At 65.3% G+C, this 11,985-nt stretch carries 10 protein-coding genes; 3 read left to right on the forward strand and 7 right to left on the reverse strand.

All coding sequences use genetic code 11. The features are described 5' to 3' along the window. Positions 1–9: 9 nt before the first annotated feature. From ACSQ3D_RS12540 to ACSQ3D_RS12570, 7 genes are all read right to left on the reverse strand, one after another. Positions 10–426 carry a surface-adhesin E family protein gene (locus ACSQ3D_RS12540; RefSeq protein ID WP_436127117.1) on the reverse strand — a complete coding sequence of 139 codons (417 nt, stop codon included), beginning with the start codon at positions 424–426 and terminating at the stop codon, positions 10–12. Between the two features lie 198 nt (positions 427–624). Beyond that, positions 625–2,865 (reverse strand): aldehyde oxidoreductase molybdenum-binding subunit PaoC, encoded by a 2,241-nt coding sequence (gene paoC / locus ACSQ3D_RS12545; RefSeq protein ID WP_436127118.1) that lies wholly within the window; start codon positions 2,863–2,865, stop codon positions 625–627. Positions 2,866–2,869: 4 nt separating this feature from the next. After that, on the reverse strand, positions 2,870–3,820 hold the full coding sequence (locus tag ACSQ3D_RS12550) for an FAD binding domain-containing protein (RefSeq protein ID WP_056417225.1): 951 nt from the start codon (positions 3,818–3,820) through the stop codon (positions 2,870–2,872). Further along, positions 3,817–4,461, reverse strand: coding sequence for an aldehyde dehydrogenase iron-sulfur subunit PaoA (gene paoA / locus ACSQ3D_RS12555; protein ID WP_056418246.1), 645 nt, complete (start codon positions 4,459–4,461; stop codon positions 3,817–3,819). The genes ACSQ3D_RS12550 and paoA overlap by 4 nt, the downstream gene beginning before the upstream one ends. A 225-nt stretch (positions 4,462–4,686) precedes the next feature. After that, positions 4,687–6,600, reverse strand: a complete 1,914-nt coding sequence (locus ACSQ3D_RS12560; RefSeq protein WP_162240446.1) for a hybrid sensor histidine kinase/response regulator — start codon at positions 6,598–6,600, stop codon at positions 4,687–4,689. A gap of 234 nt (positions 6,601–6,834) precedes the next feature. Next, a complete protein-coding gene (locus tag ACSQ3D_RS12565) occupies positions 6,835–8,556 on the reverse strand; it encodes a methyl-accepting chemotaxis protein (RefSeq protein WP_056417221.1) in 1,722 nt (573 codons plus the stop codon). A 67-nt stretch (positions 8,557–8,623) separates the two neighbouring features. Beyond that, complete coding sequence (locus ACSQ3D_RS12570; RefSeq protein ID WP_156371524.1) at positions 8,624–8,938, reverse strand: hypothetical protein; 315 nt, start codon at positions 8,936–8,938, stop codon at positions 8,624–8,626. Between the two features lie 119 nt (positions 8,939–9,057). Between ACSQ3D_RS12570 and ACSQ3D_RS12575 the strand changes: the two genes are divergently transcribed. From ACSQ3D_RS12575 to ACSQ3D_RS12585, 3 genes are all read left to right on the forward strand, one after another. Next, entirely contained in the window at positions 9,058–10,683 is a 1,626-nt protein-coding gene (locus ACSQ3D_RS12575) for a methyl-accepting chemotaxis protein (protein WP_056417215.1), read from the forward strand. 130 nt (positions 10,684–10,813) lie between these two features. Then, complete coding sequence (locus ACSQ3D_RS12580; RefSeq protein WP_056418243.1) at positions 10,814–11,185, forward strand: response regulator transcription factor; 372 nt, start codon at positions 10,814–10,816, stop codon at positions 11,183–11,185. Continuing rightward, positions 11,182–11,952, forward strand: a complete 771-nt coding sequence (locus ACSQ3D_RS12585) for an HD-GYP domain-containing protein (protein WP_056422956.1) — start codon at positions 11,182–11,184, stop codon at positions 11,950–11,952. Before ACSQ3D_RS12580 ends, ACSQ3D_RS12585 begins: the two co-directional genes overlap by 4 nt. Positions 11,953–11,985: the final 33 nt, after the last annotated feature.

Genomic DNA, 11,985 nt, shown 5'->3' on the forward strand with positions numbered 1-11,985 from the left:
GGCGCGCCGCTATCCCCGGACCTTGCAGGCCGCAGCGATCATGCGTTTGTAGGGCTCCCCCGGCACGTCCTTGAACAGCACAGGGGCCTTGCCCTCCGCATAGTCCTCGCGGCCCACGACCTCTCCCTTCCACAGCGGAAGTCCGTAGTACGACAGCGATAGATACCAAGCCGTTTGCGACGGGCAATGCACCACCACCTTCGCATAGTAGGACCGGTACTTCTGGCCCTGGAAGGATGTGCGCGGCCTGTCGCGCGAGACGCGCAGGTCCAGCATCACACGCTGGTCCAATCCCACGGGCTCGGGCTTGACTTCCACCAGGTTCACGCCCGTCTCTTGCGGATCGCCGTACAGCGGAAACCAGAGTTCCTCCCCGGCGCCTGCGGAGGACGCAGCAGCAACGCACAGCAACATCGCGCAGATCATGGTGGGCCTTGGATGGCAGGCGCATGGCGTGGCTGGTGCAGCCAGGCCGTGCCGGAAGCCGGGGGGCGAAGGATTGAATGAAGCGCGCAGTCTACTCCCGCCTGCGCGTCGAAGCTCTGCGCAGTGCCCCATAGTTCATTGCCTGCTGCCACTCCCTTCAAGCCATGGATGAGCGCTGATGCCGTGACGGCACAGTCCTCATGCGGCGCGGGCCATGCCGGCCAGGACCTTGTCCAGAGTGATGGGGTAGTCCCGCACGCGCACTCCGGTGGCGTTGTAGATGGCGTTGGCGATGGCTGCGCTCACGCCGCAGATGCCCAGCTCGCCCACACCCTTGGCCTTCATCGGCGATGCCATGGGATCCACCTCGTCGAGGAAGATCACCTCCTGGTGGGGAATGTCGGCGTGCACCGGCACCTCATAGCCCGCCAGGTCGTGGTTGACGAAAAAGCCCAGGCGCGTGTCCACCGCCAGCTCCTCCATCAGCGCGCCGCCCACGCCCATGGTCATCGCGCCGATCACCTGGCTGCGCGCGGACTTGGGGTTCAGGATGCGGCCCGCGGCGCACACGGCCAGCATGCGGCGCACCCGGATTTCCGCGGTGTAGGCGTCCACAGCCACCTCCACGAAATGCGCGCCAAAGGTGGACTGCTGCGTCTTCTTGTCCAGCACGCCGAATTCGATGGCGTCTTCGGCCGTGATGTCGCCATCAGCGGCCGCCTGCCCCAAGGGCACGCTGCGCTCGCCGGCCTGCACCTGGCCGTCGGCGAACTGCACAGTCGCCGGATCCATGCCCAGCTTGCGGGCGATGGCTTCGCGCAGCTTCACGCAGGCCGCATACACGCCAGACGTGGAGCTGGCAGCACCCCACTGCCCGCCCGAGCCGGAGGACACGGGAAAATTGGAGTCTCCCAGCCGCACCCGCACCCGCTCGAGCGGCACGCCCATCATCTCGGCCGCAGTCTGGGCAATGATGGTGTAGCTGCCGGTGCCGATGTCGGTCATGTCGGTCTCCACGGTGATGAGGCCCTGGCCATCCAGGCGCACGCGGGCCGCCGATTTTTCAACTGGCGCGCCGCGGTAGGCCGCCGCTACGCCCAGACCCACCAGCCAGCGCCCCTCGCGGCGCTGGGCGGGTTGCGGTTTGCGCTCTTTCCAGCCAAAGCGCTCGGCGCCCGTGCGCAGGCACTGCACCAGCTCACGGCGAGAGAAGGGCTTGTCCGCTGCGGCGCTGTCTTTTGTCTGGCCCTTCTTGCCGGTGTCCGGCACGACCTGCGTGTCGTTGCGGATGCGCAGTTCCACGGGGTCGATCTGCAGCTTTTCGGCCAGCTCGTCCATGGCGACCTCCAGCGCCATGTGGCCCGTGGCCTCGCCGGGTGCGCGCATCGCATTGGCCTCGGGCAGGTCCAGCACGGCCAGGCGGGTGGCGGTCATGCGGTGGGGCCCCGCATACAGCCGCCGGGTCTGGTCCACGGCGCCATCGGCAGAGCCCTTGGGCTGGTCTCCCGACCAGCTCTCGTGCCCGATGGCGGTGATGCGGCCGTCCGCGGCAGCGCCGATGCGCACCCGCTGGATCGTTGCGGGCCGGTGGGTGGTGTTGTTGGCGATCAGCGGGCGCTGCAGCGCCACCTTGACCGGCCGCCGGGCCGCTCGGGCGCCCAGCGCGGCCAGCAGCGCATCGGCGCGCAGGAACAGCTTGCCCCCAAAACCTCCGCCGATGAAAGGCGACACCAGGCGCACCTTCTCTTTGGGGATGCCCAGGGTGGTGGCCAGTTCGCCCTGGCCCCAGGCGATCATCTGGTTGGATGTCCACACGGTGAGTTCATCGCCCTTCCACGCAGCCAGCGTGGCATGCGGCTCCATCATGGCGTGCGACTGGTCGGGCGTGGTGTAGGTGGCATCCACCTTCACCGGCGCTGCGGCATAGGCGCCGTCGAAGTCACCGATGGCCGTGTCCGGCGCGTCGCCGTTGATGCTGTCGGGCACAGTGGCCGAGTCCTTGGCCGCAGCCAGGTCGTAGGCGCCCGGGGTGCGTTCATAGTCCACACGCACCAGCTGTGCCGCGGCGCGGGCCTGCTCGAAGGTCTCGGCCACGACCAGGGCCACCGCCTGGTGGTAGTGCACGACCTGTGGCCCGGCCAGCAGCGGGACCGTGTTCATCTTGCCCTGCCCGAGCTTGCCGGCCGTCTGGGCCGTGACAATGGCAAGCACGCCCGGCGCACGGCGCGCCTGCGCCAGGTCGATGCTGCGGATGCGCCCCTTGGCGATGGCCGCGCCCACCACGTGGCCGTAGGCGGGCCGGTGCGCCACATCGTGCCGCTCATAGGCGTAGGGGGCGGTGCCGGTGGTCTTGAGCAGGCCATCGATGCGGTCCACCGGTTGGCCGATGATCTTGAGCTGGTCAATGGGATTGACGGTGGCGGGGGTGTCGAACTTCATGGCGTCAGCTCCTGGCCTGTTGCAGCACGGCAGCGAGCGTGCGCTCGGCCAGTGGCAGTTTGAATGCGTTGTCGTGCGTGGGGCGCGCGCCCGCCAGCAGGCGGTCGGCCGTGGCTTTCGCGCCCTGCGGCAGCAGCGCCTCGGCCGCCCCCACGCGCCAGGGCTTGTGCGCCACGCCGCCCAGCGCCACCCGGCCGCTGCCGTCGCGCTGCACGATGGCGGCCACCGACACCAATGCAAAAGCATAGGACGCCCGGTCGCGCACCTTGTGGTAGGTGTGCGTGCCACCCACCGGGGCGGGCAGCGTGACAGAGGTGATGAGCTCGCCGGGCTGCAGAGCGGTCTCGATGTGCGGCGTGTTGCCGGGCAGGCGGTGAAAGTCCGCAATCGGGATGACGCGCGCCTGGCCTGCGGCATCGACGGTCTCCACCGTGGCATCGAGCACGCGCAACGCCACGGCCATGTCGCTCGGGTGGGTGGCGATGCAGTCCTGGCTGGCGCCGATGACCGCATGCTGGCGGCTGACGCCGCCCAGCGCCGAGCAGCCACTGCCGGGCAGGCGCTTGTTGCAGGGCATGTGGGTGTCGTAGAAGTATGGGCAGCGCGTACGCTGCAGCAGGTTGCCGCCGGTGGTCGCCATGTTGCGCAACTGGCCCGACGCGCCCGCCACCAGCGCGCGGGTCAGCACACCGTAGTCACGCCGCACCCGGGGGTGGGCCGCCAGGTCGCTGTTGCGCACCAGCGCGCCGATGCGCAGGCCACCCTGCGCCGTGGGCTCCACCGTGCCCATGCCGGCAGCGTTCACGTCCACCAGGTGCACGGGCGTCTCTATCTGCAGCTTCATCAGGTCAAGCAGATTGGTGCCACCGGCAATGAAGCGGGCGCCGGGCCGTGCGGCCAAGGCGGCTGCGGCCTGCACGGGCGATGTTGCGCGTTCGTAGGTGAAGGGGGTCATGTGCGAGCCCTCCCCGCCACGTCGGTGATGGCATCAATGATGTTGGAGTACGCGCCGCAGCGGCACAGGTTGCCGCTCATCCGCTCGCGCAGTTCGTCGGCCGAGACCAGGGGCTGGGCCACGATGTCGGGACTGGCATGGCTGGGCATGCCCTGCCTGATTTCGTCGAGCACGCCCACAGCCGAGCAGATCTGCCCCGGCGTGCAGTAGCCGCACTGGTATCCGTCGTGCCGCACAAAGGCCGCCTGCAAGGCGTGGGGCGCCTTCGGTGTCCCCAGGCCCTCGATGGTGGTGACGCTCGTGCCCTCGTTCATGACCGCCAGGCTGAGGCAAGACACCACGCGCCGTCCGTTCACCAGCACGGTACAGGCGCCGCACTGGCCGTGGTCGCAGCCCTTCTTGGTACCGGTGAGCTGCAAGTGCTCGCGCAAGGCATCCAGCAAGGTGGTGCGCGTGTCCAGGTGGAGGGTGTGCTCCGTGCCGTTGACCTTCAAGGCCATGCGCTGGTGTGGCACCTCGGGCACGGGTGTGGGCGGTGTCTGCGCCCCCGCCTGGCCGGGCACCGCGGTCATGGCGGCTGTGGAAGCACCGGCGATCAGCAGGCCCCTCCGCGAAACAGAAAGCTGGGTATGGTGGTCCATGGGTGTGTCCATCGTGTCGTCGTGGGGATGTGCACGCCGCAGCAGGCACATCGAACAGCATCACCCGATGGACAGACTTCTTGTGTAGGTCGAGGGCGCAGTTTGGCCGGCGCCACATGCCGTCGGCAGGGGGCTGCACGGGGTGATGGACCATGGGCCATGCCCCGACACCGGCCCGCCGCGCGCCTGGCCATCCGCCGACCGCGGGGTGGCGAGGGCCTGTGGTCAGTGCTTGAGAAGTTCGTCGATCTTGTTCGCGAGCGCGGCCATTTCGAAAGGCTTGGTCAGCACCCGCATGTTCGCATCGAGATGCCCGTTGCCAACGGCCGCCGTCGCTGCGTAGCCGGTGATGAACAGCACCTTGAGCCCCGGGCGGACGACCCGGGCGGCATCGGCGACCTGCCGGCCGTTCATGCCTCCGGGAAGGCCCACGTCCGTCACGAGCAGGTCCACCCGTCGGCCCGATTGCAGCACCGCCAGCCCGGAGGGCCCGTCCTGCGCTTGCAACACCTGGTAGCCGGCCAGGCCCAGGGCCTCGGCCGCCACCACGCGAATCGCTTCCTCGTCGTCGATCAACACGATGACCTCGCCACCGCCCGTGGCGGATTCCTCATCGGCGGCCAGCGGCTGCGGCGCGGCCACTGCGCCGACATGGCGGGGAAAGTACAGCTGGATCGTCGTGCCCCGGCCCACCTCGGACTGCACCCGCAGTTGGCCGCCCGATTGCCGAACGAAGCCGTACACCATGGACAGCCCCAAGCCTGTGCCCTGCCCCAGGGGCTTGGTGGTGAAGAAGGGTTCGAACGCTCTCGCGACCACGTCGGGCGCCATGCCCGACCCCGTGTCCGACACCGCCAGAGAGATGTACTCGCCCTGCGGCAGCTCGCGCGCGCGCGCCTGGTGGCTGTCGAGCCACAGGTTGGCGGTTTCGATGGCCAACCTGCCACCCTCCGGCAGCATCGCATCGCGGGCATTGATGCACAGATTGAGGATGGAGTTCTCCAGCTGCGACGCGTCCACGTTGGCGGGCCACAGGTCGTCTGCCAGCACCACGTCGACGTGGATGGAGGGGCCTACGGCGCCACGAACGATGTCTTCGACCCCGGCCACCAGCCGGTTGACATCGATCGGCTTGGGATCGAGGGTCTGCCGCCGCGAGAAAGCCAGCAGGCGCTGCGTGAGGGTGGCGCCGCGCTTGACCGATGCATGGGCCGTGCCGATGTACTTGGCCAGACCGTCGTACTGCCCCAACTCCACGCGGCGCGACAGCATCTCGAGATTGAGCGATACGGCGTTCAGGAGGTTGTTGAAATCGTGGGCGATGCCGCCGGTGAGCTGGCCTACGGCCTCCATCTTCTGCGCCTGCCGCAGCAGCGCCTGGGCCTCGGCCAACTCGCGCTCGCGGGCCTTCTGCTCGCTCACGTCACGGCCCACCGCCACGAAATAGACGCCACCCGGCTCTGGTGACACCGTCCATTCGATGTGTTTCCATTGCCCGTCGGCAGAGCGGATGCGGTTCTCGAACCGCGTGGGATCGCCGGTCTGCCCCATGGACTCCAGCGCGGCCAGCGTCACGCCCGCATCCTCAGGGTGCATGAAGTCCACATAGGGGGTGGCCAGCAACTCCTCGGGTGCAAAGCCCAGCACCGCCGTCCACGCGGGGTTCACCGCGGTCATCATGCCTTCGTAGTTGGCCCTGGCCAGCATGTCGGAAGAGAGCGCCCAGAGCCTCGAGCGCTCTTCGGACGCTGTCTTGTCCTGCGTGACGTCCCGCGCCGAACACCGAAACTCGTTGCCTTCAGGCACCGCGATCCACGACAGCCAGCGGTAGTTTCCATCCTTGGCACGGTAGCGGTTCTCGAACCGCAGCACCGGCTCGCCGCGCTGCAGCTGCCTGAAGGCCTCCTGGGTCGCGGGCATATCCGCGGCATGGACGAACGATTCGAAGCTCCGGCCCAGGCTCTCTTCCCGGCTCCACCCCAATGTGCGCGTCCAAGCCGGATTGACATCGAGAAGGCGCCCCGCACCGTCTGCCACCATCATCACGTCGGGTGTCACCGACCATGTCCGCTCGCTTGGCCGCGGGCTGCCGTCGGAGTCGCCCTGGCGGGCTGCGTTGTACTCGGCGGGTTGTTCCATGTTCGCTGGTGGCATCAAGGGTTTCAGATCGGAAATCGTAGCCTAGCGGCGACGGCTTGCGCCTGCACCCCGCACTGCGGGTGGTTTCCGCCCATTCTCCCCGCTGCCGAGCCGTTGGGCTGTGAAGCTATCCAAGTCCTTCCCCGAGATTGCAGAAATGCAGCTGGGCATCGCGCCTGGATTCCGCCGAAACCCATCGGGGTTGCGCCAAGCTCCCCGCCACACACACCCGCCTCAGAAGGCTTCCCAATCCACATTGCCTGCGGCAGCAGCCAGCTGGGGCGCCGCGAACACAGGTCGCGCATCGGGCCTCCGGCCCGCGGCGATGGTGCGTGCATTGGCGGGCTTGCTCAATCGCACAGCCGCAGTCGGCGCGGGCGCCGCCGCGGGTACGGAGCCGAACGCGGCCTCACGCTCGTCGGAGAGCTTGAAGAAGTCGACAGCGCGCACCAGTTCCAGCGCCTGATTGTTCAAACTGCTGGCGGCAGCGGCCATCTCCTCGACCAGCGCGGCATTTTGCTGGGTCACCTGGTCCATCTGGGTCACCGCCTCGCCGACCTGGGCCACGCCCTGGCTCTGTTCGGTGCTCGCCGCGCTGATCTCACCCATGAGGTCGGTGACGCGCTTGATCGAGCCCACCACTTCGCTCATGGTTTCGCCAGCCTGGTCGGCAAGGGACGCACCTTGGCTCACGCGCTCCACACTGGCGCCAATCAAGGCCTTGATCTGCTTGGCCGCATCAGCCGAGCGGCCCGCGAGGTTCCGCACTTCGGAGGCGACCACAGCAAAGCCCCTGCCCTGCTCTCCGGCGCGGGCCGCTTCGACTGCGGCGTTGAGCGCCAGAATATTGGTCTGGAATGCAATTCCATCGATGACGCCAATGATGTCGGCAATCTTCTGGCTGCTTTCATTGATCTCGCGCATCGTGGCCACGACCTGGCCGACCACCTCGCCGCCATGCACGGCCACCGACGAGGCGCTCATTGCCAATTGGTTGGCTTGCCGTGCATTGTCCGCGTTCTGGCGGACTGTGGAGTTCAGCTCCTCCATGGATGCCGCGGTTTCCTCCAGCGCACTGGCCTGTTGCTCCGTGCGGCTGCTCAGGTCGCTGTTGCCCTGAGATATTTCTGAAGATGCAGTGGACACGCTCTGGGAGTTTTCGCGCACCAGGCCCACGGTACGAACCAGGCTTTGCTGCATGCTTTGCAGCGAACCCAGCAGTTCCCCCATCTCGTCGCGGGAGGACACCTGGATGGTGGCCGTCAGGTCTCCCGCAGCGACCCGTTGCGCCACCCCCACCGCCACGGCCAAAGGGCGTGTGATGGAGCGCACCAGCCATATGGCGGCGGCGACTGCCATTGATATGGCGACGATCGCAATGATCAGCAAAGTTTTTTGAGCGTTTGCGTAGGCTTGATGAGCACTATCGCGCGAAGCATCGGCTCCTTGACTGTTGAGTTTGACGAGCTCGTCCAGCTGAGCCTTGATCTGGGTGTGGAACTTCAGGGACTCGCCGTCCAGCACTTCACGCGCCTTGTCGTTCTCGTTCCTGCGCGAGAAGTCCAAGGCATGGTCGTTGGCCTCCCTGTATTGGCGCCAAGTTTCCGAGAAGCGTTCATACAACTTTTGCTCTGCGGGACTGCTGATCAGCTTCTCGTACTCGCTGCGGAGCTTGCCGACCGCGCTGCGGTCCGCCTCGATCCGCTGGTCGATGCTGGCCATGGTGGCAGCGTCGGTGTTCAACACGTGGTTGAGCAGATCTATGCGCAGTTCCTTGACCTTGGCATCGAGCGCATTGGCAGTCCGCACGCTGGGCAACCAGTTGTCCGCGATATCAGTGGTCGCAGCATTGACCAAGCCCATCTGTAGCAGCGCCACGACGGCCAGCCCCACGAGCAAAAGCACCAGCAAGCCGAAGGTGCCGTAGAGACGTGTGGAAATCTTCAAGTTTTTCATAAGTGATGCCCCTCTTGGGTATGACGGCCTCTGGTGGCCCATGAGCTCTCGGGCGCACCCGCAGAGCTCACAGACCTCTTACTTCTTCTTCGAATACCGCCCCGGCGCTAACCGTGGGTTCTGGCAGGCTGCGAAATCCGAATTCATTTAGATCATATTTATCATTTCTTAAGCGAAACTTACGGAGAAAGGCAGTTTTTGACATTGCGATGTCATGAAAGCCAACGGCCATGCCTTGCTCAAAACGCCGGCAAAAATCATTGATGGCGTGAAAAATTCGCACAACGCGCAATTTTTTTCGATCTTTAGCAGCCTTCGAGCAGTAATTCTGCATTTCGTCGGCGTCAGAACGGTGCACTGCACAGCCAGAGTCTTGATCCAAGTCAAAAACTGCAAAATCATATTTGACATCTCCCAGGCGATAGAATTATCATTTAAGCAACTTGAAGATGATTTCAGACAGCCGCGACTGCGGACAGACCACTCAGCGAAGGAGCCAAGATGCGAAACAACCACCCAGTCAGCCAAAGAGAGTTCACATTCCCCGCGAACGAAACCCTGGTGTCTGTGACCGACCTGAAGGGCCGCATCACCTACTGCAACCGGGCCTTCGTGCAGGTCAGCGGGTTCCAGAGAGAGGAGTTGCTGGGGCAGCCACACAATCTCGTGCGGCACCCTGACATGCCGTCGGAAGCTTTCCGCGACATGTGGGAAACGATCCAGTCCGGCGTGCCATGGACGGGTATCGTGAAGAACAGGCGCAAGGATGGCGACCACTACTGGGTTCAAGCGAATGCCACTCCGATGATGGACGGCAACCAGATCACAGGCTTTCTTTCGGTGCGCACGACCCCGACGAGGGAGCAGGTGCGGGCAGCAGAAGCCTTCTACGAGATACTGAACCGGCAGAGCAATTCAGGCCGGGCCAGCTATGGCCTGCACCGCGGCGCCATCGTGCAAAGGGGCCTGCTCGGGCGCATCAAGCGCCTGGCCCACCCCTCAGTGGCCAGCAAGGTGATGGCCGTGCAGGCGGCCGCTGCAACGGCCACCGTGACCCCTGCCCTGTTGGGTGCCGCCTGGTATGTGACTGGCGCCGTCGCAACGGCCGCGGTGCTCGGGAGCTTCGCGCTGATCCGCGCCTTTGCCGTCAGTCCACTGCGTCGTTTGGTCAGGGACGCCAATTGCCTGGCATCCGGCGACCTGTCGCACGCAGTGGAAACCGGTGCGAGCGACGTCGTGGGCCAACTGCAGCAGGCGCTCAACCAGGTCAGCGTGAACCTGCGCACCGTGGTCAGCGATGTCCGTGAAGAAGTCGGTCATCTGGACATCGCCGTCCAGGAGATAGCCTCTGGAAACAACGACCTCTCGGCGCGCACTGAAGCGCAGGCGGGCAACCTGCAACAGACTGCCGCCTCCATGGAACAGATCAACGGCACGATCCAAAATAGCGCCAGCTCCGCCAACCACGGAGCCCACATGGCGCACACGACTGCCGAAGTCGCTCGCCGCAGCGACGAAGCCGTGCAGAGCCTTGCGGCCACCATGCAGGACATTGCTGCCTCCTCCAAGCGCATCGAGGACATCATTCAATTGATCGAAGGGGTTGCTTTCCAGACCAACATCCTGGCCCTCAATGCCGCCGTCGAAGCCGCACGCGCAGGAGATCAGGGCCGCGGATTTGCAGTGGTGGCTTCGGAGGTTCGCGCCCTGGCGCAACGCACGGCCACAGCCGCGAAGGACATCAAGGATTTGATCATCGAATCCGGGACGCGCGTCACGGCGGGGGTGACCAGCGCCGCACAAGCACGCGAACGCATGCAGGCGGTTCTGGAGTCCATCGGGAAGGTGAACTCGGTCCTGGATGAAATCAGCACCGCGGCCGGAGAGCAGAAGGTCGGCGTCTCCCAGATCAACGAAGCGGTGTCCCACATGGATTCCATCACGCAGCAAAACGCGTCGATGGTGGAGGAACTCGCCGCCGCGGCGCAATCCGTGCACGGCCAGGTCCAGGGCGTGAGCAACTCCATGCGACTTTTCCGCCTGAAGTCGGGTGAAACGTCCTTGAGCCAGATCGATGCCGTCGGGCTGCGCCGATCGAATGCATCGCCCCAGCTCATCTCGGCCTAGAGGCTCACGACCACAAGACGGTTGTGGATGGGCGGTGAGCCCCCTGGCCACTCCAATTTTTTACCCGTTCTCATCTCCCGCATCCCGGGGCCCGGATGACGGACACACAGCAGACATGCAAGAGGCAGCCATGAAAACCGTATTGATCGTTGAAGACCATGTAGACATTCGAAAGCTTCTGAAGATGACGATGGAGTTCGAGGATTTCGACATCCATGAAGCAGCGAACGGCGAGGCGGGCTTGCAGATGGCACGCGACATCTTGCCGGATGTCGTGCTGCTCGATGTCATGATGCCGGGCGCTCTGTCGGGCCTCGACGTGTGCAGGTGCATCAAGTCCAATCCTGCGCTCAAACATACCAAGGTGATCATGTTGACCGCCCGCGGCCAGGCGGAAGATCGGCGCGACGGCGAAAAGGCCGGTGCTGACGAGTATCTGGTCAAACCATTCAGCACCTTGCAGGTCCTGGAAGCCGTCTACCGCGCGGAAGCAGCGGCATGACTGCCGTCCGAACGACACCGCTGGCGCCCCGGGAAGAGCCCCGCTGCTTTGCAGAAGAGGCGGCCGCGCAGATGGAGCGCTTCGTTGAAGACTTCGGTCACATGTACAGGGAGCGCAACGAGGCATTGCGGGAGGTCACACGCGCGCACCATGAAGCGCTTTTGCACCTCTCCATGGCGGCAGAGTTCCGCGACGACGACACATCCGTTCATATCATCCGGATCGGATATCTGGCCGAAGCACTGGCGCTGCATCTGGGGTCCACACCAATGTTCGCGCGCATGCTTCGCCGTGCAGCCCCCATGCACGACATCGGAAAGATTGGCACACCGGATCACGTCCTGAAAAAGGCGGGGCCGCTGACCGACGAAGAGCGCGCCGTGATGAAGCAGCATCCCGAAATGGGCGCCAAGATCCTCAGCAGCTCGCGCGTTCCCGTGTTCCGCCTGGCCGCGGAAGTCGCATTGACGCACCACGAGCGCTTCGACGGAACAGGCTACCCCAAAGGCTTGAGCGGTGAGGCCATCCCGCTCTGCGGCCGCATCACCGCGGTGGCGGACTTCTACGACGCGCTGACCATGGACCGCGTCTACCGCCCTGCGTTCAGCGCGGAGAAAGCGCTGGAGATGTTGGTGGAGTTGCGCGGCACGGCCTTCGACCCCGTCGTGGTGGATGCGTTCGTCGACAACATCGCCACGCTCGACGCCCTGCGCCTTCAGATCACTCGGGACCGCCCGACGTTTTCGGACCTCATCGACGCGGCCTGAAACCCCATTTACACACTCAGGACTCCGACCATG

It is taken from the genome of Acidovorax sp. LjRoot117 (assembly GCF_964252695.1).
Lineage (GTDB): Bacteria > Pseudomonadota > Gammaproteobacteria > Burkholderiales > Burkholderiaceae_C > Acidovorax.